The organism is Vibrio sp. SCSIO 43153, assembly GCF_023716625.1.
Classification (GTDB): Bacteria; Pseudomonadota; Gammaproteobacteria; order Enterobacterales; family Vibrionaceae; genus Vibrio; species Vibrio rotiferianus.
Genome location: NZ_CP071856.1, coordinates 185,438 through 212,227 on the forward strand (window position 1 = coordinate 185,438; position 26,790 = coordinate 212,227).

Consider the following 26,790-nt stretch of genomic DNA (forward strand, 5'->3'; position numbering starts at 1 on the left):
CGCAATGACAAAAGAAAGCTCAGCGCGAATTCAAACGCTGAGCTTTTTTATTTGAAGATTCGTGGGTCGAAAGCAAAATCAAGCTTCTCTGCTTTCTTCAGGATGTCTTTCATCTTGGGATGGTTTGGATTGACGACGTAGTTGTTGTCACGAGGAGAAATTGTCGAAGGCACTTGCAGTGCAGCGAACTCAGGATGCGGATCGTTGAGAAACTGGTCGCCAATGTATTGTGTGGATTCACTAGCGGGAATGGAGCGCCAAGTGACAGGTAAGTCTTCTTCATCCAGTGCTGCAATTAAGTATTCCGGCATCTCGATACGATACAAATCGTAAAGCTTGGTGATCGCCGGATCGTTGTTTACATGCACAAAAACTTCTAACGAGCAGAGAGATTCGGATTGAGAAAAGTACAGTGCTTCGGTTCCTTTCGAGTTCCATCGCCCACCGTATAGCTTGGCACCGATTGGACTAAATGGAGACTCAGAGAACTTCTTTTGAGTCAGTCGATAGAGCTTCATATTACGAGAATACCCCGTGCTCTAGTCGTCCAATCAAATCTTTGACGATTTCAAAATCAACCGTAGTTGAAACCATGTCTAGTGGGCGCTTGTCCCCCAAACCGTAAACATTTTCCCGCATCCAACCTAGCGCGCGTTCTTCATCATCAAACAGTTCTGTTGCTAGCTTAAGTAGCATAGCTAAACGATAGATGGCATCACTCTCTTGCGTGTTGAAGCGTTCTTCGTTTTTGAGTCGACGTTTGATGGTGCTCACCGGGATCAATGTGACGTGTTGGAATTCGCTTTGAGAAAGCTTCACACGCTCGACGATATTACGGTATACCTTTGGCTCAAACCCTTTATGAACCGCATCGGTACGACCGGTTTCGGCATCTTCAATGCCCAGCATAAACCAAAAGTTTGCCTTGTGAGGCAGCTTCGGTTTAAAGCTTTTTAATGTTGCCGTTGCCATACTGAGCTCCTATAGACCAAATGGTCTTAATATTATGGTCCATATGAGCCCAATTATCAATCGTACAAATTGCAGCCACAGTAAAACAGGCACGAATCAGAGCAAGAGAAACGTTAAGGCTTGTCTACGCCTGCGTATTTCACCCCAGAAAGCAACGCCATATCGCGATTCCAAGTGGCGAGGTCGTGTTGATTGAACTTGCTGAGATCATCGTGGCCACACGCCCTTGCCATCACTTGCATCAACTCAACCGAGGCTTCAAAGAAGTTCTTCAATTGAACTGAGGCTTTATCCACATTCAACCGCTGTCTTAAGTCGGCTTTTTGCGTTGCAATGCCTGCTGGACAATTGTTGGTATTGCACATTCTCGCGGCTACACAACCTATCGACTGCATTGCACTGTTAGAAATCGCAACGCCATCTGCACCGAGCGCCATCGCTTTTACAAAGTCCATTGGAACACGCAGTCCACCCGTGACAATTAACGTGACGCGGTCACTCATGCCTTGTGCATCCAGATAACGCCTTGCTCTAGCGAGAGCGGGAATGGTTGGCACGCTGATGTGATCACGGAACATAGCAGGCGCTGCGCCCGTGCCTCCTCCACGACCATCCAAAATGATGTAGTCCGCACTGGCATCAAGTGCGAACTGAATATCTTCTTCGATATGGTTTGCACTGAGCTTGAATCCAATTGGGATACCACCTGTCACTTCCCGTACCCGATCTGCAAACTTTTTAAAATCTTCTGGGGTATGCAGATCTTTAAACGTCGGTGGTGAAATCGCAGATTGCCCTTCGGGAATGCCACGTACTTGCGATATTTTACCCACATTTTTATTGGCTGGAAGATGACCACCAGTCCCTGTTTTTGCTCCCTGCCCACCTTTAAAGTGCAAGGCTTGAACATTGAGCAACTTAGATTCGTCGTAACCAAATTGCGCACTCGCCAGTTCATAGAAATAACGCGAGTTCGCCGCTTGTTCTTCTGGCAACATGCCACCTTCTCCAGAGCAAATTCCGGTTCCGGCTAACTCCGCACCTTTCGCGAGTGAGATTTTGGCTTCTTCTGATAACGCACCAAAGCTCATGTCAGAGACAAACAATGGAATTTTTAGTACCAGCGGCTTCTTCGCTTTCGGACCAATTACCAATTCAGTTTTGACTGGCACATCCTCCATCAGAGGTTTGGTTGCCATTTGTGCGACCATCATTTGCAGGTCATCCCAATGGGGCAATTGGTCTCTCGGCACACCCATCGCCGTCATCGGTCCATGATGCCCTAACTTTGACAGCCCTTCTCTTGCCAGTTGGTGAATAAACTCAACCGTGGGTTCTTCTTGCGTCGCCACTGCAATTGGGATCTCGTTATGTCCCGCTTGGATACCCGGACCTTCTTGCCCTACTCGCTCAGAGGTGAACTGCTTATGCGTCCCATCGCAGAAAGGCGCATTTGCGGTGTGCTTACACTGACACAGATACGCATCTTCATCCTTTTCAGCGACAAAGCTCATGGGTTTAAAATCGGTTCCGGCGTGGGAGCCATCACAATAAGGTTGGTTCTTAGATCGCCCGCATCGACAAAAGGAATATTCTTGCCCTTGCACAAGCTCAACTTTGATGGGTTTGTTATCCGCTATTACTGGTTTGCTCATTTTGCTTCCCTTTTTCAATGCCATACTCTGTGGTTGGCTTTAAGTAAGCGTAGAACAGCTCAAGTAAAGCGTCAGGGGAATAGAGATTTACCTATACTTTATGTGGGTCTCAACACTCTGGAGGCTAACATGACCATGTCAACCCGGCTCGACCACTATTTGACTGAGCACCATATTCACTTTCAAACCGTGAATCACAGTCATAGTAATAGTTCGCTGCAAAGCGGTGTTGCAGCGGGTATCCCTCTCAATAACTTGGCAAAAGGCGTGATTTTGGAAGATCACCAAGGTCGTCATATGATGGCTGTCTTGCCTGCGAATAATAAAATCAGCTTGTCTCGATTGAATGACGAGCTCAACGCCTCTTTCCATCTAATCAAAGAAAGAGAAGTCTATCGTTTGTTTACCGATTGCGATAACGGTGCGATACCTCCAGTGGGTAGCGCTTATCACATGGCAACCATTTGCGATGAAATGCTCGCCAATTTAGAGCATGTGTATTTGGAAGCAGGCGATCACGAAACCTTGATTAAGTTGGATAAAGAAGCGTTCCGTGAACTGATGGGAGAAAGTCGTTTTCTACGCTTTAGTAGTCAGGTATTTCATTAGTCTTACGCTGCAATGAATGCGGTATCTAGAACATGTTGGCTCTTGTTGTGACGATTTCATTTTAAATTGCTTTCGCGACAAGAGCCTTTATTCGTTCTTATCTTCAGCGTCTTTAACCTCCTCAACCAAACCCGCCCTGTCAATTCGATAATGCGCGAGATCGTGAGCAAGAAAAAGATGACCAGAGTAATCGGTTTGAGCTTCTTTCCGGATCTGCTCGATCGAGACTTCCGCTTCAGGGCTAAATTGATAGCGAAGACTAAAGTGAGTGAGAATCAAGCTCGGAACTTGTTTTGCCTGCGCATAACTGGCGACTTGTGAGGAATAGGCGTGACCAACTTCTCCCGCTCGCTCTTTCATCGCTTCTGAGTACGTTGATTCGTGTACCAACAGATGCGCGCCTTCAATTAGACTATCGAGCTTCTCTGGGGTGTCGTTATCACCACAAATGATCGCTTTTCTCGGTGGATGCGCAAGCTTAGTAAACGCCTTACTCATTAGGGTTTGCCCTTGGTACTCGACATCATTGCCACGGACAAGTTCTCCCCAGATAGGTCCCCTCGGTATGTTCAATTGTTCAAGCTTATCGATGTCTGGATACATTCGAATAGTTGACTCTTCAAAACAGTAAGCAAAGCTAGGAACGCGATGCGAAAGTGCAGTTGCGGTAATCGTAAACTGACCAATTTCAATCGAATCAAACTGCTCTACTTCGATGAAGTGAAGTTCAAATGGCAGATAGAGTTTGGTGAACGCTTGAGTCGCTTCAAGCCACTGTTTAATCCCCTCTGGGGCAATGATCGTCAGAGGATCTTTACGGTTATTCATACCCGCACTGGCGAGCAAACCCGGTAAGCCATAGCAATGGTCACCGTGAATATGAGTAATACAGATGGCTTGTAAATAATTAAGTGATAACGGAGTGTGGAGCAACTGGTGTTGAGTCGCCTCTCCGCAGTCAACTAGAAACCACCCTTTCCCCTTGCTCTCCAGCAAAGCAGTCGCAGAAACATTACGGGATTTTGTTGGAACTCCAGAAGACGTCCCTAAGAAATACAGCTCCATATGCCTATTCAATACTCCATTAACTACCATTATTTTAACTTACATGAATTGAAAAAGCCGTCCTACCGACGGCTTTGATGAGTGAAGTTCCGAAGCGTACGACTCACCTCATAAACAACTTTTGTAATGCTTTTATTGCCATGCCACGACGCTCCATCAACATACCCACACGAGGTAACCACGTTGGTGTATTTAGAACAGTTTTGGCATGACTAAAGGTTCTAAAACCTTCCTCGCCATGGTAGTGACCGATACCAGATTCACCAATACCACCAAATGGCGCGTCTTCCGCACCGACGTGCAAAATCGTGTCATTCACCCCAACCCCGCCACTGTGGGTATTACGGGTAATTCGATCAATAACACTCTTGTCTTCTGACATGATGTATAGAGCAAGTGGACGTTGATTCTGGTTGATGTAGTCGATGACCTCTTGAATGTCACGGTAGGGCTTGATTGGCATGAGAGGACCAAAAATCTCTTCCTGCATAATGGTCATCTCTTCCGAAACATTGGTCACTAGATGCGGATACAATAGTCGACCCTCTGCGCTCGTCTCGGACACGGTATGTATTTCTGCGCCCTTGGCTTTGGCATCTTCCAATACTGCTTTTAAGCGGTCGTACTGTCGCTGATTGATGATATGAGTAAAGCCTTGGTCGTTCTGGCCTTTGAGGTACAGCGCTTCAAAACGTTGTAGGAACAGCACGACAAACTCGTTGATTCTTCCCTCTGGTACAAAGGCATAATCTGGTGCAACACAGATTTGTCCAGCATTGATGCATTTACCAAATAGAATCGCATCAACCGCCTTATTCAAGTTAGCGTCATCCGCCACGATGACTGGAGATTTACCACCGAGCTCCAACGTAATTGGGGTTAAATTTTCCGCTGCAGCACGAGCAACCGCGCGACCAACATTGGTTGAGCCGGTAAACAGCAGATGATCAAATGGCAACTTGCTGAACGCTTGAGCAACTTCCGCTTCGCCTTCTACGACTTCAACATCTTCAGGTAAAGCTCGACAAATCTCAGAAATCACTTTGTTGGTCATAGGGGTGAATTCGGAAAGTTTCATCATCACTCGGTTACCCGCAGCAAGCGCAGTCACTAATGGCGATAAACTAAGAATGACTGGGAAGTTCCAAGGAGAGATGATGCCAACCACGCCAACCGGTTGGTATTCAACGGTGACTTTAGAAGGCGCAAGCAACAAACCTGCATGACGACGACTTGGCTTACACCATTTATTGAGGCGTTTTAGGGTGTAATTGATTTGGGCAACCGTCGGCAATACATCCGTCATTGCCGTATCAAATTCAGAGCGGTAACCAAAGTCGGCGCTTAAAGCTTCCACCAGCGCTTGCTGGTTATTCAAAATAGTCTGCTTAAGAAGGTTCAGCTTTTGCTTTCTTACCTCTAAAACTGGATAAGGCTCAGCATTGTATGCGGCTTTGAGCTTATCCAATTTTTGTTGCAGCAGTTGACCAACTTCGACGATCGCATTCATGTTTTTCTCCTTGTGCACCCGATAAAGGCCAATGTCGCACTTATGTACGATTCAAAGTTAACATAAGGGCAACATTCTGACTATTAACGCACTAAGGAAATTAGAGTTCAAACTCAGATTTATTTTGGTTAAAGCGCAAGCTTCATTTTGTAATAAGGAACGTCAGATTTGTAGAAGCGCTCACCTTCAACTTGCATCCCAAACTTTTCGTAGAAAGCCAAGGCCGATTCTCTCGCATCGCACCAGAAATACTCAACAGGTGAAAACTTAAAGCTTTCTAACACACATCGAATCATGGACGAACCAATACCCTGCCCTTGATACTCAGGCAAGATGGCAAACTTGCGCAATCGAGCTTGATTGTCATCTCGGTATATCGACGCCACCCCCACCAATACGTTGTCGACGAATGCGCCAAAATGCTCCGCTTCCTCGTCACCTTCTACTTGGCAATGTTCGATGGGTTTATTTGCCCATAGTACTTGATGGCGAATTGGCATCGCATCTTGCCAAGTGATGGTATGAATGCTTATTTCCATTGCTCTTTTCCTTTCCAGCTCACTCATCCCTTTATATCGCCACAACGAATTTTAAGCTACTATTTTCAATTACTTATTGTAGCCAGATCCAGCTCATAAATACCCAGTCGTTGAGAAGAATCTAGGGTTTCAAAATCATGTTCAACGTATTCCTTTAATATCGCACCAGCACGTTCTGCAATTTTGATGCTTGGTATATTGTCTTCCATACAATGGAACTGGATAACGTTAGCATTGCCTCTCTCTTGAATCAGTGGCACTAACGTCATCAAGACAAGATCGATAATTTGATGACCACGCCCTTTCTCTGCCAACCAATATCCAATCTCAGTCACTTTGCTTTGTGTCTCGACACCTTTAATGCCAAGCACTCCTACGAACTCTTGATTTAAGTTTAACGCGAACCAATAGGCATCAAGTGCATTTGAATTAATTCGCTGGGAAACATACGCAACTGCTTCCCTGCGGTTCGTGACCCAATCTGTCCAAGGTAGGTATTGAGCTAAACTCTCCCGACTCTCATTAACCGCCGAGAGTAAGATAGCTGCATGCTTAGTCAGCAAAGGTTCAATGGAAATACGCTCCGAAATTTGCAGTGCCTTATGTTGTTCATAACCTTGATACATAATGATTCCGCGCTAGTTAGCTCGATTTTTTGACCACGCTTGACGTCGATAATACGCGTCGGGTACGCCAGTTTTTAAGTTAAGGTTCGGGAATCGTTGGAGTGCTAGCTGCGTTAATTCCTCTATCAATCCATTCATTATTTCAGCTGATTGCTCTGGTGCCTGCGAATAACTCCACTCAAACCTTTGCCAACATTGTTCAGGCTGTAACGATAGATCCCTTAAGGCAATTTCAGCATATTTTGTACCTTTGGAGAAACGAGTATTCAGCGCATATAAAACCAACAATACTCGTTTTTGTATCCCGGCAACTAAACCATAATAGCGCGGTAGGTCACCTCGTCGAGCAAACAGCATCAAATCAGGTGAACAGATGGCACGCAAGTGACGCTCGATAACAGATTGCTGCGCTGACTCTGAATACTTGAGGGAAGCTTGAAAGTTAGTAAGCCAACTAGAAGGTTTCAATACAACGCCATTTTCCAGCACCCACAACATTTCCAGTTTCGCATCACTGACTCCATCAGTCATAAGGGAGTGCGCAACTGTCTCAATTTCGCTCGTTAAGCAATGCCAAACGTCAACTTGTAAACCATCGCAAAATACATTGTCTTCGAAAATAGTGCTCGTAGTGTCTGATTCGTATAGTGCGTTTTTTCCTTCCCAAGATTCAAATATCGATTCCCTGAGTGGCTTGTTTGGCACTTCATTCCAGCATAGACATAGCTCTAGATCGGAATAGTCATCAGGCCAACCTTTCGCAACAGAGCCGCCAATAAGGACACAATCGAGCGCTTCTTTTGGAAGGGTCTCAACCAATTGTAGAGCAAACTCGATACGAGCTTGAGCAGCTTGATTCATTTGATATCCTTCCATCTATATTAACTTTGCTTAATCAAAGTGAATGGCGTGAGTTCACTTTCTACGTAGTTCTTCCAGACGTGCTCGTAGAGCTGGTGCTGGTTAGCAAATGGCGCGAGCTGTTTTGCTTCTTCCAACGTGCACCAGCGGTAGTCAGTGTGCTCATGATTTAGCGTCACCGCTTGATTCGGCTTACAGAACAAAACAAAGCAAGGGATAACCATGATTCGATTCTTGTGCGCCTCATAAAACTGTTCGAGAAAGTCTGCGCTATGAAGCTCGACATCTTCGATTTGTGTTTCTTCCTTAAGCTCTCGTACGATGGTTTGCCAACCCGCTTCGCCCTCTTCGACGCCACCAGCGACATGACACCAATAGTCACCTTTCACTCGCTCTAGCAACAGCATTTTCTTTATGCCGTCGAACTCAGAAATCACCACACCAGACACATGCGTTGCTTGAATAGGAATCATGCATTTTCCTTATAGATTTATTGTTTTCAATCAGAACGGGACAGTCTACCTTGTATCATGCGGATAAGGGGGCTTAATCACAAGGTGCTGATCTTTTTGTGAGTTTAGTGTGCTAAAGTGCGATCTCCCGCAATAAACGAGCAGTAAGATGCCTAACTCACTCAACTCAATGGTTCCGATTGGCGTGCGCTTTATGGTGCTGTCCGCTTTTGGTTTTGCACTGATGTCCGCAACGGTAAAGCACGTTAGCTTACACGGTATACCTGTATTTGAAATCGTAGCTGCTAGGGCTCTGGTTTCGCTCGTGATCAGCTATCTCGATGTGAAACGCAAAGGCATTTCTGTTTGGGGCAATAATAAGCCCTTGCTCTTTGCTCGCGGTGCCGTTGGAACCATGGCTTTGATGTGTGTGTACTATTCTGTTACGACGCTACCATTAGCTGAAGCGACCATTTTTCAGTATATCCACCCAGTATTTACTGCCTTACTTGCCGTTTTCTTCCTTAAAGAACGTATCCAATTCTCTACGTTTATTTGTATCGCCCTGTGTTTACTCGGGGTCTATGTCATGGTGAGACCGGAAACCGGTCCAGACGCGGAGCATGCCTTACCAATGTTCAGTGTGATGATCGCTCTCTTAGGTGCGTTTGGTAGCTCTATCGCCTATGTAATCGTGCGTAAGCTAAGCCAGACCGAAGACAGCTCCGTCATCATCTTTTACTTTCCTTTAGTGGCATTGCCTACATCGATTCTTTTGATTGGAGATCAATTCGTCATGCCAGATTTGTATCTAACCATGATGCTCGTTTTGGTCGGTGTATTTACTCAGGTCGGGCAACTAGGATTAACGAAGGCAATGCAAACGCAGGAAGCCGGGAAAGCCTCAGCTTACTCATACGTTCAGATCATATTTTCTATCATGTTGGGTATCGTCTTCTTTGGTGAACTGCCTTCCGCATGGACATACTTAGGCGGCGCATTGATTGTAACGGGAGCTCTAATTAATGTCTTTGGTCAACATCTAGTACTGTTTATGAGAAAGCGCTCGTAAACTCTCACATGCTTAGGGCTTCTCATCATTCAAATAGCAAAAGCCAGAGCAGAACTCTGGCTTTTCTTTCACCTGTGATTCAAAGGTTAAGCTGCGAACTTCAAACCCGCGATACCTGCAACAATGAGCAGTAAACTGATAAGCTTAATTAACGTCGCTGGTTCATCAAATAAATAGATACTGGCAATTGCGGTACCTATCGCGCCAATACCGACCCAAACTCCATAAGCCACACCTAGCGGTAACGTTCTAAGCGCGATACCCAGTAACCAAAAGCTTAACCCCATAAACCCAATAGTGAATGCAGATGGTGCAAGCTTACTAAAACCTTCGGTGTATTTGAGCCCAACTGCCCATGCGACTTCGCATAGACCTGCAAGAAAAAGAACTGCCCAAGCCATTGAGAGATTCCAAATGATTGGGGTCGTCCCCGATCGTGAGGAGAGCGGTGAGGTCGTCCTCACTTCTTGTGAGCGCGCATTATAACCAAAAGACTAAATACAAAAAACACAGAAACAAAAAGGCTCTGAACAGTATCAGAGCCTTTGAGATCGACAGCAACGTCTATGGTTTCAGTATTGTAAAGACTCGACCATCACTCAGGGTAAAGTTAACGGAACTGGTTTTCTTCGGAATGCCACTCAATACACACTCAGTATCAGATTTACATACATCGCCAAGAGACCAATAGCCCTCCATCAATCCCGAACCAGTGACTCGAGCAGTCCACGTTTTACCGTTGTTTGTCGAGGTCGTTGTCACATCACTTTCTGGTGGAGGTGGCGGCGGCGCTTCCTCCTCAACGTAGGTTGCTGTCACAGAAAGATTACTGTATGCCGCATAAGCATAAACACCAATGTGCCACATACCTGTACTTGGTGATGCTAAGGTACAACTCTCATTGCTGTTACTACTATAAGAGCGACAATCACAATCCGATTCTGAAGGCGCACTGCCCAACTTAACGTATAAATCGGCATCGCCATTACTGCCCGAAGTCACGACATTAAGGTCTGTTACTCCACTTGGCACATCAATGGTGAAACAACGCCATTGACCTGTCGAAGCAGAGTCAACCGACGACCCTACACCATTTGCCAGTACCGTGATATCACAAGATGTCACTGGTGGTTCAACAACACCGCCGCTTGTAGAGACCCCAACTTGTGCGAATGCATTAGTAATGTCCGTACCCGAATAACCTAGCGCTTGTGCAGCAGCTAACACACCAGCAGCAGCTGAATCATAAGTCGCATCAGGCGTCCAATAGTTCTGGTTTGCGTAAGCAAAAGTCACAAAGGCTTTTTGTGTCCCCCAACCATATTCGGTTGCAAGTAAATAAAACGCCTTGTTAAACACCCCACTCGAGTAATGCACATCCATACCACTGACATAGTCGGAAGCATGACCGATTGAGCGTCCGTCTAGAGGCGGATTGTCCATGTATCGCAACGCGCCGTTAGCGGATTTGCGAATGTCATAACCGACTTTCCAATCATTGCTGCCTCGTGAATAAAACTCAGCGGCCTCACCAGCAATATCTGAAAACGCTTCATTGATACCACCCGATTGTTCAGAATAAATGAGGTTCGAATTTTGTTCCGTAAAACCATGGCTGACCTCATGAGCAGAAACGTCCAAACTCACAAGCGGATAAAAATAAGTATCGCCATCGCCAAAGGTCATGCTAGAGCCATTCCAAAAGGCATTTTCATAACGTTTTCTGTAGTGGACGCGCATCTCTAATTGGAAAGTCAATGGTGCGATACCCAGCCAATCTCGGTACATGTCGTACACGACTTTACCGAAATAGTGGGCATCATTAAGAGGGCTGTAAGCACCATTGATTTGCTTTACAGTATTAGTTGGGCAAGTAAATGTATGAGTGCTGCCTGAAGTGCGGCCATTCAAGTTGACTGTCTTGACCACACCATCGATATCCATAATACAAGTGCTGCCAGATTGCTGGACATTTAACGATTCGTAATCAACACCGTATTGATACTCACCAATTTTGAGGTTTCCGCCGGGACCATCAGCACTGGCATGGGCTAATCCTTCATACTGATGCAAAATTTTGCCAGTGTGCGCATCAACTAAAAACGTTGGCCTTGTCGGTTTATGAGCATTTTCAGAGTCGGCAAAAAAGCGAATCTCATAAGCCAAATGAGCAACATTATTGTTATCAACGTAGATGGTTAACGCCTGCTTTTGGTCTTCAATCTGATAGCCATCTGAGACAAATTGTTTTTGAACGCTGGCCTTTGCTTCTGCCGCTTTAAGCGATGGTGACACATTGGAAATATCACTAGTGATGTCTTTAACCAACGTCCCGTTGATTCGCTGTATTTTGCCATTGTTATCTCGGTGAACAACAATCTGCTTCCCCCATAATGGTATGCCTTTGTACGTTTGCCTGTAGCGGGTATGCAGGTAGCCATTTTTTCCTTGGTTGGATTGAATTTTCTCTACGTTATGCTCTTTTTGAAGCCCCAAAGCCTTACCGACATTTTGGGTTGAAGACTGATTGCGCTTTTCTAGAGCAACGAGATATCCATGGTTATTTTCTAATCTTTCTGGTTTTGCGGAAAAAGAATAAGGTGAAAAACATATTGCTGAGAGAAGGATTGTCATCGCGACAACTCTGTAACGATGAGGTGCTACTGTTTCCATCATTTGATCCCCGGTCTTATTAACTGAGCACAGCCAACCTGACAGAGTTAAACGTCTACGTATTAATAGCGTTATTTTGTAGTTATTTGAGTGGTTATCTATAGTGATTCTAGTTGGCGGTTTCAATAAATCCACCCAATGATTTCATGTTAATCAAATCACTTAATCATCGATATTTAACAGTTTGAATATAACCTTCTGGTGTTGAAAACGATGCATTCGCCTCACAAATCACAAATAAACTGGTTACATATGCAAATACGCAATCGATTGTGTGATGAAGATCGCTTACAAAAGCTACTGATAACTTTAGTATTTGCGCGAATCCAATTATAAGGTATGACATACCCATGAAACATTTCAAAACTCCCTTAGCTCTCCTTATTGGCGCAGCACTCTTAACTGGCTGTGATGATGACGATATCAAATATGTTCAACCTCAAGACGTAAAGATCGCCACTTATAACCTTTCTTTTGATCGCAGTACGTTTGAAGACCTTGTAGCAGAAATGCAAGTTGAGCCAGCAAAACAAACGGAACTTGTCACCGCTTACCTTGATGGCACCATCGCAGATGAAGATAAAACAATGGCTGAAAAAGTCATTCAAATCCGTAACGTGGCAGCTATTATTCAGAAAAACCGTCCTGACGTGCTAATGATGGCAGAGTTCAACAACGATGGTACTGGCGAAGATAAAGTGGCGCTGGAAGGCTTCCAGAAAAACTACCTATCTATCGCACAAAGCCTTGAAGGCGCAGGCGGCGATGCAAACCTTGAGCCTATCGAATACCCTTACGCAGAATCTTACTCAACAAACACGGGCCTAAACAGCGGCCTTGACCTAGACAACAACGGCACCGCAGGTCAACTTCCTGGCGATGCGTGGGGCTTTGGTTTCTACCACGGCCAGTATGCGTTTGCTTTAATGTCTAAATACAAGATCGATACAGAAAACACGCGTACTTTCCAAGAATTCAAATGGAAAGACATGGAAAATGCCGAAATTCCAAAAATAATTCTATGTGATGACCCAAGTAAATTTCCTGAGGGAATGGATTGCGGTGATGACTGGTACACTGCTGATGAATGGGAAAAAATCCGTTTATCATCCAAAAATCATGTAGATGCACCGATCATTGTCCCTACAGAAAACGGCGATGAAGTAATACATCTGTTAATGTCTCACCCAACGCCTCCCGTATTTGATACAGGTAAAAACAAAGCACAGAATGGCGCAGAAGTTGAATTCTGGCACCACTATGTACAAGGCAAAGAATACTTCTACGATGACGCTGGAAACAAAGGTGGTCTGGCAGAGGGGGCTAAGTTTGTAATGATGGGTGACCAAAACTTAGATCCACTGTATGGCGACGGATTCAGTGAAATCATGAAAGCATTCCATAATGATCCATTGGTAAACCAAAATGTAATGAATGGTGAACTTTACCCGACTAGCTTTGGCGCAGCCGAGCATGCTGTAGATAGCAACTCAGCTCACCCGATTCCAAACCGCATCACATCAACATTCGGCCTTGCTGTTGACTACGCGCTGCCATCAGCAAACCTAGAGGTCGTGGGCTCTGGCGTGTACTGGGCTGCATCTTACGAAGAAGGTTACCCTTTGTTCGTTGACAAGCGCATTGCTGATGTTGATGGGAATGGGATCCCAGGAGAAGGTAAAGATGTATCTTCTGACCACCGTATGATCTGGATTAAAGCTCAGTTCTAAGCGCTGTTGTTCTTACATTTAAATACAACAAAGCCTCGGTTAATACCGAGGCTTTTTATTGTTCAGAACTCAAACTACCAACTAGATTTTGAATACGGGTAAAAGCTATCACAGATCTCTCGAATATTAGAGCACAAACCGTAACAATTAAAACGTGAATTGATTGTGAAAAAAAAGCCAACCACAAAACTTGTGATTGGCTGTGTATACGTGTGAACAATCTGGTCCACTAACAACGTCAGTTGGCTAGGTGACCCTCGGCTTAAAAGGGTCATAAGTACTACAGCATTCGCCGTGCCAACTTACAGGTGCAATAAAACCAATTGTTATTTAATCACTTGCAGTAAAACTCAATTAACAACACCTGCCTTTACATTAAATTGAGTGCATTATGCGAACATCTCTTTGCAAATCGCAATTACTTGCTTTGCAAAACTTACGGCTTACGAGCAAGATCCCGAGCTAAAATAAGCGCTAACCCAAATATCTGAAGAAACAAGCCTATGCTTTTGTACCAAGCAATCTTTTCTTCCAAGGTTGACATCACTTCGCTAATCTCTAAGTTCTCTAGATAGTAACTGTCGATTCGCTCTCTATCATTGCTCTGGGCTTGGTTGATCTCCGACATCAAATTCGATAATTGCGAGACGTTTATAGCACTGACTTTCTTACCTGTCCAAGCTGACAAATGCCCTTGTAAAACTTGACTCACCTCTTCAGATGGCAATTCGAACTGGGCAAGGTGTAAGTGCAATAACAACACTTCCCGCTTCCTTTCTAGCGTTTCAACGCTGTCCCAAGCCAACTGTATCGAATAGAGGTTCTCAGCCTTTTTCTCCGCGAGTAGTCCCGTTTCTTTACCCAATTTATCTAACACGACACTGGTTAGAATAATTGCCGCAATGTTGAGTATTAATCCAACAAGAACAAGCGACCATGCTGGAGGTAAATAGGTCGATTTTTTTACCATAAGTTTCCGTAGGGTAAATAGATTAAGTTAAGAGCCACTAAACCAATCATAGTAAAGAAGGTTAACTTCATCCCTGTCACTCGACCTTTTAGGTCTTCTGCTAATATTCCTCTGGCATGAATGACACGCCCAATAACAAAAGCAATACCAGCAAGATGTATCCATAAAACCGATGCACCATTGTATTCCAGTAGGGCCATTAGAATCAGAGTTATAGGTATGTATTCACTGGCGTTACTTTGGGCACTGCGAGCGATTTGCAGAGACTCAACACCACCATCCGCATAAGCGATTTTGTTGCTGCGACGTTGTTTTATGACTTGAAAAGCAAGCCAGATGAGCAGTAGAGCGAGAGCGGACGCGTAGAGAGCGGTAATCATAAAACTTCCTTCTTTAGATATTGTTATGTTCGAACACTTGCACAGTACCAGCATTCTTTCGAGGCTAACTATACCCAAGTAACCGTGAGATGCTTGGTTGAGCGAGGATCACTTGGGTATATATCTTATATAAGCCAGCTCTATGAATCCAAAGAAGAAATTGACTAAAGTGAGTGGTTTGCCAACTTTTTACGTTTCGATCGCTTTACAACGCCTTCACAAATAGTGAACAACAGACCAACCCAAATAAAGGCAAAAGTCACTGCTTTTACACTATCGAACAACTCACCAAAAAAGACCACGGCCAACACGAATTGAAGGCTCGGTTCAATGTATTGCATCAGACCAACAGTAGACAAGTTAGTGATACGAATCGCGATTGAGTAGAAGATCAATGGTAATATGGTCACTGGCGCACTTCCTAAATAAAGCATGAAAGTCGTCATATCTACCGTAGACGTCAACTCACCTACAGACCACTGCTTGATCAATAAATACGCTAACGCAAAAGGCGTAAGAACCACAGCCTCTATAAATAAAGTTGTGCTCCAATCAAATTTAATTTTCTTCTTAAACAGGCCATAAAGTGAGAAGAACAACCCCATTGTAAGAGCCACTAACGGTAACTGGCCGTATTGAATCACTTGGTACATCACACCAACCGTCACCAATAGGATCGCAGTAAACTGCCCTTTTGAGAGCTTATCGCCTAAGACGAAGACTCCCAGAGCTACCGAAATTAGGGGACCAATGAAGAAACCCAAACTCGCATCAATGACTCGGTTATTCGTTAACGCCCAGGTAAACGCAACCCAAGAGATACACATCAAGCTGCTCGCCACAAACGTATAGCAAAGCGATTTTTTATCTTGCCAAATCACATTCCAGTTGGGCTTGTGACGAGTAATTGCAAGCACCAAAATAAAGCCTACAGGCACAGAACCAATAATACGTAGCGCTAATAGCTCATCCATTGACGCATTTGGCAGGAAGCGATAGTAAACAGGCAGCAATCCCCAAATAATGAAGGATAGTGCAGCCATAAAATTGCCGTAACGACTGTTATTCATAACTAACTCGACAAATAAAAAGTGACGCGATTCTATAGAGCAAAGTAAGTTTGTAAAGTGAATTTGAGAACGAAGATCCGCTATTACAGGGCTAGACCTTGAATCACTGCCGTAATACCGCTGACAAAACAGAGTGTCAGCGCGCCAAAGCGAATTTTTTCTTTTGGTAGAGTTTGCGTTGTTTTTATTGCTAACCAGTAACCAAGAGCCCCCGCGGGTAAAAGCGGTAAAGTGATCACCAAATGGTGAAGTGTGAAGAATCCAACCGGAATTTGCACCACTAGCGAGATAATAGAGCTAAAAACAAAGAAAGCAGAAAGGTTACCGCGTAACTGGTTGGCTTCTTGATGTTGTAGCAACAAAGCCATTGGAGGTCCACCAATTGCAGAACTTGTACCAAATAAGCCAGAGAAGAAACCAGCAAACGTCATACGACCCGGAGTCGGCTCTATACGAAATGGAAGAACACTGACTGCCACGGCAAAAAGTACAAGAAAACCAATCCAAAGCGTGAGTGCTTCTGTTGAAACAAAAAACAGTAGCGCCCCACCCGCTAACGATCCAGGAATTCGACCAATTAGCGCCATCTTTAAACCGCCAATTTCAACGCTGCTACGATGCTTCATCGCATTCATCAAAGAAATAAATAACGCAACAAGGCAAATTGGAGCAGGCACATATTCCGGAGCCCAAAGAATAAGTAAGGGCGCAGCCACAATAGCCAAGCCGAAACCGATAGCAGTTTGTACGTAAGAACCGAGGAATATCAGTCCCATAGCAAGCAAATTAGTAGAATCGAAACCCATCGACGTTATCTTATATATGATGTAGTTATTGGAGATTTAATTAAATATAAATTACTTATAAATAATAATTTCTCACCCCGTGTAGAATTCATCAAAGTTATTAAAAAAACAATCAAAATATTTCCTGATCAGCCTTCAATCACTTCTTCTTTTTCTCGCTATTGAAAGTAGCTAATACGGTTACTGTAATAGATACCGATAATCAGAACTGACCTATACTGTTTCCAGGCATTGATGGTTTGGGTTCAGATTAGAAGATTCTATGGTATCCATCAGGTTCAAGCCCTGATGCAATACTGATTGCAACAGCCTATGCTCCACGAACAAGTCCAATATAATTCAATACGGTATTTTATATGGGTGGCTTCAATCAGCAAACAAAAGTGGCGAGCTCAAAATTCTTCCTTACCTTGAATAAAAGAAAGGCTGCCAATCGGCAGCCTCTTTTAATTTATTCTGGAACTTACGTGAAATTAAACACGTATTTATCCATCATATTCACCATGCGGCCAATCTCTGGCTTGGTAATGGTATCATTTGCACCAAGAGCAAGGGCTTTTGCTCGGTTATCTTCACTCATCAAAGACGAGAACATAACAATAGGCATTTCCTTGAATGCTTCTGTATCACGTAGGCGCTTAACTAAGTGCATACCATCCATTCTCGGCATCTCAACGTCTGTAACAACGGCATCCAGTAGCTCTTTCACTGGCAAGTTTTCTTCTTTAGCAACTTCAATCAAACTCATCAATTTTTCATGAGCTTCACCGCCGTCTTTACAGGTTATAACGTTATACCCTGCCGATGCTAACGTATCTTGAATTAGCGAGCGAATAAACGCCGAGTCATCCACGACCATAACGGTCTTGCTATTGCGTTTGCCAACCATTCTTTGGTTAAGATCCACAGACTTATCACCTGTAACATCGTATTTTTCCATACTCAGTTCAGGGTTGATATCTGCGATAATCTTTTCGAAATCAAGAATCATGATCAAGTTGCCATCTTTACGCACAACAGCCACGACACAATCTTGTTCACCAGCTTCAAGGAACTGGCTCGGTGACTCAACATCATTCCAAGAAATTCGATGAATACGTGAGATGCTGTCGATCAAGAAGCCATTGGTCATCTTGTTAAAATCTGTCACGATAACGAACTTACGCTCAATATCTTGACGAGTTTGAACACCTAACCAGCCAGCAAGATCAACTAAGGGAGTTAACACCTCACGAGATGAGAATACTCCTATCATATGTGGCTGAGCGTTAGGATAATCCGTAGTTTCTGGTACACGAATAACCTCTCGAACCTTAGCTACGTTGATGCCGTAATAGCATGTCTTCGTCGTGCCATCAGGCAATTTTTTCTCTAAATGAAACTCAATAATTTCAAGTTCATTAGTACCACTTTCTGTCAAAATTGTGCTGGTTACGTTACTCATAAAACCACTTTATCCAAGCTGTAGATCGATCAAGATGAACGATGTCTCCCATAAACATCTGGAAGCAATATTTCCAAGTTTCCTTTTTTAGTCCTTACAATAGGTTTTGTAAATAAATAAAAGGATACTTACTGCACACTTCTCTGCATCGCATTGAAATTTGGTCTCATTTTAGACAAATTCCACCTAGTTTGACTAGCAGAGATTAAGCTCTACGTATATATCGGCATAGAGTTATAAAGCTTTAACTATTAATGCGTTTTAACCACCGACTCATTTGCAACGCGGTGTCGATCTCCATAAATACCCTCAGGAATTCTCACGCCACAACTGATCACCATGGTAATTTGATCACTACTACGCAATCCCAGCAACTCCTTTACTCTCTTGGAGTCGAAGCCTTCCATTGGACATGTATCGTATCCTTTGTCTCGCATCGCGTACATGAACGTCATTGCCGCAAGGGAAACACTTTTATGAAGACAAACACGGAGATCTGATTTACTGACCTCTCGCACCATTGGTTTACTGCGTCCTAACCACCAACTATAAACCTTCCTAACTGCGCCACGGAAGCCAATCACATCGTTGTTGTAAACCATCGGGATTAATTTTTCGTAATACTTTAGAGCGCGCTTGGCCGCAACGTCGTCACGGCCTTCGAAAGCTTGACGCACAGTCTCTGCGTTGCGCTTTGCGCGCTCTTTCCAGTTATGGGTCGTTGCTACAAATACGACTAATTCATTTGCCGACTTCACTGCATTTTGCTACTGTTAGGATCCAATACCGTATACTCTGGATCATCTGGCATTAATGGTTAAGCACTGAAGCTTGATCATGCTTTAGCGGATAAATTGCTGAGGCACTAATTTCATGACGGTAAGGGCGCAGTTTTCGAGCAAGCTCTTTTGACAGCGTTATTCCACTCTCATTCACTTGAGCCCACCACTCCTTCCATAAGCTTTTTGCCTGACGTCCTGATTTACAACGCACGGCTCTTTTAATTGCGCTCCCTGCAGATAAGTGGTCGATTTATCTTCAATATTTCAGTTAGTCAGTTAGATAGCTATCCTGTTGTGTATTTAAATTATCTCTATTTTTCAATAATACCCTTAGCTTATTGGCTTGATCGACCTGACTCTATCCATAACCTCACGACCAAACTGAGCCACTACGTAGAACAAGTCGTCAGCGATACTTACATTTGGGCAATGCTCTTGAACTTCAAGATCAAAAGCAGTATACATATCCATTCCTTCCTCCTCGATGTTCCTACAATACTCACCTAACCGTTCGAAGAACGACCAAATGTTCTTACAGCTGTGGTTTAGCCCCGTCCAGATAACCTGGTGTGTCTCTGTATCAGCAATGACAATGGCATAACGATACCCCTTAAAAATGGCAAGTTCGCCCTCAGTGAGTTGCCTTAGTTCGCTCCATTTAACTTGCAGTATAACTTGTTGAAGTCAACGCTTATCTATCTCTTTTATTGTGTGCCAATTAACTCCGGTTATTTGGGCGATGTGTTTAATAGGTAAAAGAGGCAGCAATTGTTCGATATAGCTTCTCAAGCGATTCGTGATAAGGAAGTAAGGCTCTAACCAAGATAGTTACTCGGTCTTAATACCACCCTTACTGCACTTAATTCGGCGAGTTTGAACAAACAACTCTACGGGCATTCCGAGTAGTGTTACTTCTTTCACGCTACACAACTGATACTCGTGTATTGCTTGATCATGAAGTCCACAAGAACATCTAGCAATAGAGTTGGATTTTAGGTAAACGTAAGAAGCGATACGGCCTGACGAGACGTTGCTACGTAACTGCCTTCCCAGAACTAAGGTAGGAAAGTATGACTCGACATGAAAACGGCAGTTTGTGTACGTTTCGTTTGGCGATAAAACTCTATCACTTACTACCGTTTTTGTTTTGGTTACCGCTTATCCTCGATGAACCTTTCTTATTGAGTGCCACTACTTGACAGTAAATTCGAATGAAATGTATTACTAATATGGTGTTAACACTTAAATTGTTAGGCAAAAATATACAATAAACGGCTATTTACATTCAATTATCTACCATCCCAAGTTAACATCTCAACGCGATTAACGCAGTATCTCTCGACGGGATAAAAGACAGAAAAGAAGCTTCAATAGCGCCTAATTATGATAACTAAAGAAAAGACCACTACTTGCGACGTTTCTTCTTAAATTGATACATTTTCTTATCCGCTTCGGCCTTAGCTGACTCAAAATCTTCCGGGCCTGAAAAGATTGCCATACCAGTACTAATAGATATTGATTCAAAGGGGTGATTATAGACTTCTCCATCGATGTTAAGCATTCGACTCATTATGACCTCTCCTGATTTTTGATCACAACCGGGAACAATAGCTATGAACTCATCACCACCGATCCTGACCAATATATCGCTTTTTCGATGTAAGTTTTTACAAACATACGTAGCTGTTTCTTTGATCAAGTCGTTACCAACTTCATGCCCAAATTCATCATTAACCACTTTTAGTCCGTCAACGTCTATGTAAATCAAAGCCCCTCCATCTGAAATCAACTTCGAAAACTCATCACTAGCGACATAGTTCCGTGAATAAACACCAGTTAGACTGTCTCTGTGCGCTAAATGTATCGTCTTTCTTAATTGCTTACGAAGTTCTCCTATTTTTTCTATTGAGTACATCACCAAGACAAAAACTGCGATTAAATAATAATATTCCCCCAAGAAGTATCCAAGTGTTAGCTTTAATTCTAAGTTATTTCCATTTGGCATTTCAAAAATATAATCTCGGCTAAATGACCCAAAAATCATTTCAAGAAGACTATTTGAATTTGGTTTTATAACAGCAAAGCTTGCATAGTATTCAATTGAGAAATTATCGGTATCAAACGCAGTGAGAATAGTGTCGATACCTACGTCCATTATAACTTTTCCATTCCTATCATAAACAGGCATAAATAAAGTTACTACAAATCTATCATCCGTGTACTTACTTCTATATGGTTTCGAGAAAAAAATCCTTCTATTTTCTAATCCATTATTTTTAAAAAATGAGCAAAAATCGTAAATGTTGCACCGTTCTAAGAAGGATTCATGACTAAAATTAAAGCCCTCATTTATGAAGTTTTGATTATTTTGCTTAATTAAAACTGGCAAATCTTTATATACCGCATAGATAACTGCCCCATTTGATACATAACTATTATTGACAAATTCAGTCATCCAATTAAACAATTTAATATCTATTGTTAGTTCATCTAATTTTTTACTTGAGTCAATATACACATTCTCAGGAGAGATGATATCACTCAATTTACCTCCTCCCAACGAAATTTCCTTTGAATCCAACTTAAACGCTAAATTATTTAGTAAGGAATATTCAGATTCAAAACTCTTAAAATCATTTTTAAATGAACCTATTATATTATTTGACAATACATTCTGTAGTAGAATCATAAAAAACATATAAAGTATAATTGCAAATACTGCATACCTAATTATTTTCAACAAAAATATGCCTCCTCAAACGTATTTACTACAAGAATACCTATCAATGTTTAACAATGATACCTAAAAGCAACGCTTCATACATAACCTATAGTAAACAAAGAAAATTCCTACATGATTTTTATTGGTAAAGCTGACATGGTTATTACATTATTTCCAAGCCTCTGAAAAATCGTTATTTTTAAACGCTGCAGCCAAACCAGTGACTTGCTGCATTCTTAACACTTCATCCATATCCATGCCAAGTTCTATACCAATTTCTTTATTAGTCCATTGCCGTTCTTTTAATTTTGATATCAGTTTTGCAGTTAACTCAACTTGATGTACACCTCTAGCAGTATTATGTCGAACTGAAGAGGACATCCTCTCTTCTATTGATTTATTCATTATAACCACCGGCGCATAACCTAGGTGGAGTCCGTTAATTTCTTTGTCATCTCTTAGTAATTTTGAACGGTGGTAACCATCTACAATAATATAATCACCAGACTGATGAGATTGATTGGTTACAATTGGCATTGTGAAACCGTCTTTTATTATAGAGTGTTTGAGAAGTCTAAACTCTGGGGATGAGACTTTATTCGGGTTGTAATCATTATCTTTCAGTTTGTCGACACTCATTAGTTTTACACTTAATATTGGATCATCAAAAGGAAGCAAATCACTTGATAGTTCAGAAAGTAGATTGAATAACTTAACTCTATCCTTCAATTGTAATTTTGATTTATTCACTTCTGATAATAACTTCTCCAAAATAACCTTTAAATCCTCATATTTCATTTTATTATCCCATTCTTTAAATAATCTTCATACAAGGTAACATAATCTTGAGTTAGGCTTTTATTTTGTCCAAAAGAGAGTCCTCTACACCAATAATCATTTTTAATTAATACCTTACAAATTCTTCTCCAGCTTGGTACTTTCTTTTGACTCTCAAGTTTTTTATCTGCGAAATCATAAATCCTTTTAACTCCTGCTCGCTTTCGATTTTTCCTCCACCAATTGAGAAATTGGAAAATTCGTTGTCGATAATGTTTTTCTAAGTTAGGGGGCATGGTTTTAAGCAAATACTTACTGTAACTTTTGTAGGTGTACCCCTCAGGTAAATCAAAAGAGTAGTAACCAACTATCTTCCCCTGCTTTTTACTAAATTTTGCCCCGAAGTTACAACCTTCAACTCTCTCAACGAGCTTTTGCCATGTATCAGGCTCTAATATCTGATAGAGCCATAGCCCTTTTCGTTGGTCATCACCAAATGGCTGACATAAGCGTTGTTGATGAATAGAAACACCAGCTTGATTCATTAGGTCATAGATCCTGTTGTAATCCCAATCAAATTTCCCGTATGCACACCAAATATCCTGAGTTGACCAATCATAAATAGGATAAGCTTTATATAAGCTTTCGTTAATCTCTGTAGTCCATCTTCTATTTTGGTAACATTTTTTACGATGGTTTTTGACTGTCATATACCGATGCAATGACTCATCCGCTCTGATAGCAACTAGACATGCACACTTACTGTTTTTTTGCTCTTGATACCATAAAGCAAAGCAATCAATAAACTCTTCAAACTCCATTCCCGAATAAAAGAATGGGAAGTAGGAATTATCACTAATGACCGCCCGATTATTTGGTAGCTCTCTCAACCATTTGTCTTTTCGATTTGGGTCCCAGCACAGCCACTTAGGTTCAAATTGTGATACTGCATTTCTTAGACTCAGTGGTAAACAGATCCAAAAGACATTTACATCATCTTTTGACACACATCGTTCTATATAGTCAATCGTATGTTGGTATTGTGCTTCTAAATCGATAATTAACACATCTATTGGTAATCGATTAAGCTTCCGAGCTTCTTCAATTACAAGGTTTAACAACACTCCTGAATCTTTTCCCCCTGAAAACGCTACATAAAAGTTTGAAAAGTTATTAATTATATACTTGCAGCGAGTTCTTGCCGCCACATTAACATCGACCTGTAGATAAGTCTTATTTGATTTTTTCATATTCATAAATAAATTAGTGTAGCCCTAACATACCAGGTTCACCGCGAAACAAAACTTTGTCACTCCCTCTGTAAATGCCAAAAGTAACAACCGCAGATGGGTTTTCTTCATTTCTTTTGTCATTATTCCAGTCATACTTAAGCCATGGATATGGGTTCTTGGGAGAATCTAAGTCCTGCCATAATCGAACCTGTTGCCTTGCCTCTGTAACTTGTTGAATTTTTAAGTCATTCGATTTTCCTATCAAAGCTCTAGCTTTACCTATATAGTTAATATTTGAAGCGCTTTCTTCACCCCAAGCTTGTTCAATATCGAATAGTTCTGCGGTTAATTCAGTAAAGCTATCCTTTAGGTTCGTGCTAAATCTCGTCCCATTCCAATATTCAATGTGCATGGGTACAGAAATCAAACTTCCAGCACTCCCACCTACATCCCCTAATTTAGCCCTTCCAAAAAGTAGCTTTGGTACCGCCCCTTTTATGGTAGCCTTACTTAGGTTTGTACCCACATCATCATAAAAGCTCTTAAATACCGCTGGGTCTCCATTTAAAGATGGATGGATCTGAAATTTGATATTTAGCTCGCCACCGCCCAATAGGTTGTATGGCCCGTCGGGCTCAAAGCTGTTTTTCTTCTCCCAAGATATATCTGGCGCATTTAGTATCCAGCTGGCACCTTTAAAATAAGAGTGCTTAGCTAATGAGGCAGCATCTCCATTTGACACTCTGTTGCTTTCGTCAAACAGAGAAAAACTCGCTCGATTTGCGTAATCGAATAGCTCATAATTTAATACTGCATCACCTACATTATTGAATGCAGTTATTTTTGAAGATACATTTTTGAAAGTCTGCCCCATGTATGTAAACGTCTGGCCATCGTGGTTTATCCATTCATATTCCAAGACTCGAAAATAGTCAGGATAAAAGCGACCAACGGTTGCCACATCCGCATCTAGCTCCATACCGAGATAGGTAGCGTTAGTTACTATTTCTAAAGTCCCAACCTCGTTCCAAGCATATGTTTTCGTGAAACTATTTTGGTTTTCACTATCACCAAAGCTGATGGACTCCACCGGTAAGAAACTTCCCAAGTCGCCATTTGTAGGGTAAGCGACTTTGCTAGTGACTTCGAAAGTCGCACTATCCCCAACATAATTCGTAGCAGCCTTGTTATTACAAACATTTGATGAATCGCTGTCGTAAATCACCGGTTTATATTTCAACTGAAAAGGGGTTGAAGAAGAAATAAAACCAACCCCATTTCCCTTTGTCGCAGGATTTCCAACATCATGAGATTTAACATCACATATCGCAACTTTAAATGGTCGGGCACTTATAGAAAACTCTCCGGATAAAACCCTATTGTTAATAACACACACTTCGTCATCAAAAATATCTTCACAGTTAAAGCTTCTATCTGACACTCTTATGTCAACTTCCCCGGAATTATCATAAACGATCGAGTTTTCTCTACTCAAACCTTGAGTAAAATTAGAAGTGTTTACAAAAATATCACCTCCAGTTCCATACCTTCTGGTCAATATCTCAAAGTTATCGTTCGTAAGTTTTTTATTATATTTAGCGAGGATGGTTTCATCCCCTTTACAACCGACGACTTTTATATCAATACCACTTTCTTTACCTGCTATTGCGGGAAAGGTTTGCTTGTGCCAAGAGTCACTATCACTACTTTTTATTGAAAATTTGTATGGGGAAAACTTTATCTGTGCATTGTCCATCAAGTATGAACCTGATTCACTTACCAATTCGGCGTGCAAATAAAAGTTTCTTATCTCATTGTTTAAGTTCTCAACCTTAAAGTAAGAAACGCCGTTTAATTCATTTTGAAAACCTACAATCAGTGATGAATCATTAGATGTAAGGCTTGGACGCATGCCGTTAACTGGCATTTTGTCTCTATCTAAAGTGTGCACCTCAACAACCGCATCCTCACACGCGAGGTGGTAATTGTTGGCCTTGATTACTATTGAATCGACATTTTGAGAGGGGCTTGGTGCACAATGATCACTTCGTTTAAACGTTGTACCATTTAAGTGTACCTTTTTAGCGCTAATAGAACCTTCGACTGTTCCGTATTCAATCTTCACCGAAGTCCTACTAAATATGTCTGCAATGAGATGGAGATTAGTAAGCAGCGAAAACTCAGCTTTTTTCCCTTTGTTGTCCTCAAGCCAAAAAATTAGGTTATCCGAGCAATCGCCAAACGTTTCTATGTGAACCCCTCCTTGAATAACAACCTTATTTGCTTTGATAACAGTCGCTTTCGAAAACACCACATGAGCCCCTGCTTCGATAACGAGCTCTTCTATTGAGAAAGTATCCCCGGTAAACTCAAAACCATTTCCTGAAGATAAATGGACTTTCTTGTAAGAACCCGGTACTACTTCTGTAACAGAGGTACTCCAACCAGGTTTGAACTCCACTTCGCCATAAGACATATCAACAACATCAGGCTCTTCAATCATTTTGCTTTTATCAGCTTCTACCTTATAGGGCGCCCAGCCGTTCAACTTCACTGATGAGAAGCCCAATGCCACATCCCCGGAAGAGCCAAAATTGACGTTATTTACCTCTATCTGGCTTCCTGGCCACCCTTGTACAAAATCAGGAAAAACATTTGTTGTCTCGATCGCAGAAGCTATTGATAGCTTGGGAAAAGCTGCGATAAATATAAGTAGAAGTTTGCAAATCCGGCACATTACACCTTGCCCCACAGAATAGTAGTTTAGAGTGCATGCTATGCTAAATAATTAGTTAATTTAATAATAAGTCTTACATTGCAGATTATTCCTACAGACAGAACGT

The 26,790-nt window shown here is 42.2% G+C and carries 25 protein-coding genes and 1 pseudogene; 3 read left to right on the top strand and 23 right to left on the bottom strand.

Features of this window, described 5'->3' with window-relative positions; all coding sequences use genetic code 11:
* Positions 1 to 47: 47 nt before the first annotated feature.
* The 3 genes from J4N37_RS17030 to J4N37_RS17040 all read right to left on the bottom strand — a co-directional run bounded on the left by J4N37_RS17030 (position 48) and on the right by J4N37_RS17040 (position 2,627).
* Complete coding sequence (locus J4N37_RS17030; RefSeq protein ID WP_005447071.1) at positions 48 to 518, bottom strand: RES family NAD+ phosphorylase; 471 nt, start codon at positions 516 to 518, stop codon at positions 48 to 50.
* Between the two features lies 1 nt (position 519).
* Positions 520 to 972, bottom strand: a complete 453-nt coding sequence (locus J4N37_RS17035) for an Xre family toxin-antitoxin system antitoxin (RefSeq protein ID WP_252042868.1) — start codon at positions 970 to 972, stop codon at positions 520 to 522.
* 113 nt (positions 973 to 1,085) lie between these two features.
* A complete protein-coding gene (locus tag J4N37_RS17040) occupies positions 1,086 to 2,627 on the bottom strand; it encodes a glutamate synthase-related protein (protein WP_045384951.1) in 1,542 nt (513 codons plus the stop codon).
* Between the two features lie 129 nt (positions 2,628 to 2,756).
* Between J4N37_RS17040 and J4N37_RS17045 the strand changes: the two genes are divergently transcribed.
* Positions 2,757 to 3,236, top strand: coding sequence for an aminoacyl-tRNA deacylase (locus J4N37_RS17045; RefSeq protein WP_009699021.1), 480 nt, complete (start codon positions 2,757 to 2,759; stop codon positions 3,234 to 3,236).
* An 87-nt stretch (positions 3,237 to 3,323) separates the two neighbouring features.
* On the opposite strand, the gene J4N37_RS17050 is transcribed toward J4N37_RS17045, so the two are convergent.
* The 6 genes from J4N37_RS17050 to J4N37_RS17075 form a co-directional block, all read right to left on the bottom strand.
* Positions 3,324 to 4,301 (bottom strand): ribonuclease Z, encoded by a 978-nt coding sequence (locus J4N37_RS17050; protein WP_045384948.1) that lies wholly within the window; start codon positions 4,299 to 4,301, stop codon positions 3,324 to 3,326.
* 103 nt (positions 4,302 to 4,404) lie between these two features.
* On the bottom strand, positions 4,405 to 5,811 hold the full coding sequence (locus tag J4N37_RS17055; RefSeq protein ID WP_252042869.1) for a coniferyl aldehyde dehydrogenase: 1,407 nt from the start codon (positions 5,809 to 5,811) through the stop codon (positions 4,405 to 4,407).
* Positions 5,812 to 5,939: 128 nt separating this feature from the next.
* Positions 5,940 to 6,350 carry a GNAT family N-acetyltransferase gene (locus tag J4N37_RS17060; RefSeq protein ID WP_045384943.1) on the bottom strand — a complete coding sequence of 137 codons (411 nt, stop codon included), beginning with the start codon at positions 6,348 to 6,350 and terminating at the stop codon, positions 5,940 to 5,942.
* Between the two features lie 65 nt (positions 6,351 to 6,415).
* Positions 6,416 to 6,976 carry a GNAT family N-acetyltransferase gene (locus J4N37_RS17065; RefSeq protein WP_045384941.1) on the bottom strand — a complete coding sequence of 187 codons (561 nt, stop codon included), beginning with the start codon at positions 6,974 to 6,976 and terminating at the stop codon, positions 6,416 to 6,418.
* A 12-nt stretch (positions 6,977 to 6,988) separates the two neighbouring features.
* Positions 6,989 to 7,837: a hypothetical protein gene (locus tag J4N37_RS17070; protein ID WP_045384938.1), complete on the bottom strand. Its 849-nt coding sequence runs from the start codon at positions 7,835 to 7,837 to the stop codon at positions 6,989 to 6,991.
* Positions 7,838 to 7,857: 20 nt separating this feature from the next.
* Positions 7,858 to 8,310 carry an NUDIX hydrolase gene (locus tag J4N37_RS17075; protein ID WP_045384935.1) on the bottom strand — a complete coding sequence of 151 codons (453 nt, stop codon included), beginning with the start codon at positions 8,308 to 8,310 and terminating at the stop codon, positions 7,858 to 7,860.
* Positions 8,311 to 8,458: 148 nt separating this feature from the next.
* Here J4N37_RS17075 and J4N37_RS17080 point away from each other — a divergent pair, with 148 nt between their 5' ends.
* Positions 8,459 to 9,361 carry a DMT family transporter gene (locus J4N37_RS17080; protein ID WP_252042871.1) on the top strand — a complete coding sequence of 301 codons (903 nt, stop codon included), beginning with the start codon at positions 8,459 to 8,461 and terminating at the stop codon, positions 9,359 to 9,361.
* Positions 9,362 to 9,447: 86 nt separating this feature from the next.
* Here J4N37_RS17080 and J4N37_RS17085 read toward each other — a convergent pair whose 3' ends face one another.
* Complete coding sequence (locus J4N37_RS17085) at positions 9,448 to 9,762, bottom strand: DMT family transporter (RefSeq protein WP_045384928.1); 315 nt, start codon at positions 9,760 to 9,762, stop codon at positions 9,448 to 9,450.
* Between the two features lie 163 nt (positions 9,763 to 9,925).
* A complete protein-coding gene (locus J4N37_RS17090; RefSeq protein ID WP_353505834.1) occupies positions 9,926 to 12,034 on the bottom strand; it encodes a M4 family metallopeptidase in 2,109 nt (702 codons plus the stop codon).
* A 350-nt stretch (positions 12,035 to 12,384) separates the two neighbouring features.
* On the opposite strand from J4N37_RS17090, the gene J4N37_RS17095 reads away from it, so the two are divergent.
* Entirely contained in the window at positions 12,385 to 13,764 is a 1,380-nt protein-coding gene (locus tag J4N37_RS17095; RefSeq protein WP_252042873.1) for an endonuclease/exonuclease/phosphatase family protein, read from the top strand.
* Positions 13,765 to 14,200: 436 nt separating this feature from the next.
* Here the strand turns inward: J4N37_RS17095 and J4N37_RS17100 are convergent, their stop codons facing one another.
* The 12 genes and pseudogenes from J4N37_RS17100 to J4N37_RS17160 all read right to left on the bottom strand — a co-directional run bounded on the left by J4N37_RS17100 (position 14,201) and on the right by J4N37_RS17160 (position 26,684).
* Complete coding sequence (locus J4N37_RS17100; protein WP_088879166.1) at positions 14,201 to 14,734, bottom strand: DNA mismatch repair protein; 534 nt, start codon at positions 14,732 to 14,734, stop codon at positions 14,201 to 14,203.
* The gene (locus J4N37_RS17105) at positions 14,728 to 15,114 is read right to left on the bottom strand and encodes an MAPEG family protein (RefSeq protein ID WP_038887234.1); all 387 of its coding nucleotides are present in this window, start codon (positions 15,112 to 15,114) and stop codon (positions 14,728 to 14,730) included. The genes J4N37_RS17100 and J4N37_RS17105 overlap by 7 nt, the downstream gene beginning before the upstream one ends.
* A 164-nt stretch (positions 15,115 to 15,278) precedes the next feature.
* On the bottom strand, positions 15,279 to 16,184 hold the full coding sequence (gene rarD / locus J4N37_RS17110) for an EamA family transporter RarD (protein WP_071234397.1): 906 nt from the start codon (positions 16,182 to 16,184) through the stop codon (positions 15,279 to 15,281).
* Between the two features lie 83 nt (positions 16,185 to 16,267).
* Positions 16,268 to 16,990, bottom strand: a complete 723-nt coding sequence (locus J4N37_RS17115; protein ID WP_038887230.1) for a sulfite exporter TauE/SafE family protein — start codon at positions 16,988 to 16,990, stop codon at positions 16,268 to 16,270.
* Between the two features lie 463 nt (positions 16,991 to 17,453).
* Positions 17,454 to 18,434 (bottom strand): chemotaxis protein, encoded by a 981-nt coding sequence (locus J4N37_RS17120; RefSeq protein WP_010452160.1) that lies wholly within the window; start codon positions 18,432 to 18,434, stop codon positions 17,454 to 17,456.
* Between the two features lie 251 nt (positions 18,435 to 18,685).
* Positions 18,686 to 19,201: pseudogene (locus J4N37_RS17125) on the bottom strand (nitroreductase family protein); the annotation flags it as partial.
* A gap of 345 nt (positions 19,202 to 19,546) precedes the next feature.
* A complete protein-coding gene (locus J4N37_RS17135) occupies positions 19,547 to 19,888 on the bottom strand; it encodes a transposase (protein ID WP_353505835.1) in 342 nt (113 codons plus the stop codon).
* A gap of 12 nt (positions 19,889 to 19,900) precedes the next feature.
* The gene (locus tag J4N37_RS17140; RefSeq protein WP_353505825.1) at positions 19,901 to 20,005 is read right to left on the bottom strand and encodes a transposase family protein; all 105 of its coding nucleotides are present in this window, start codon (positions 20,003 to 20,005) and stop codon (positions 19,901 to 19,903) included.
* Positions 20,006 to 20,621: 616 nt separating this feature from the next.
* Positions 20,622 to 21,959 carry a sensor domain-containing diguanylate cyclase gene (locus tag J4N37_RS17145; RefSeq protein ID WP_252042875.1) on the bottom strand — a complete coding sequence of 446 codons (1,338 nt, stop codon included), beginning with the start codon at positions 21,957 to 21,959 and terminating at the stop codon, positions 20,622 to 20,624.
* 147 nt (positions 21,960 to 22,106) lie between these two features.
* Positions 22,107 to 22,736, bottom strand: a complete 630-nt coding sequence (locus tag J4N37_RS17150) for an IbrB-like domain-containing protein (protein ID WP_252042876.1) — start codon at positions 22,734 to 22,736, stop codon at positions 22,107 to 22,109.
* On the bottom strand, positions 22,733 to 23,971 hold the full coding sequence (locus J4N37_RS17155) for a DUF3440 domain-containing protein (protein WP_252042878.1): 1,239 nt from the start codon (positions 23,969 to 23,971) through the stop codon (positions 22,733 to 22,735). Before J4N37_RS17155 ends, J4N37_RS17150 begins: the two co-directional genes overlap by 4 nt.
* Before the next feature lie 7 nt (positions 23,972 to 23,978).
* Positions 23,979 to 26,684: a DUF6701 domain-containing protein gene (locus J4N37_RS17160; protein WP_252042879.1), complete on the bottom strand. Its 2,706-nt coding sequence runs from the start codon at positions 26,682 to 26,684 to the stop codon at positions 23,979 to 23,981.
* Positions 26,685 to 26,790 lie beyond the last annotated feature (106 nt).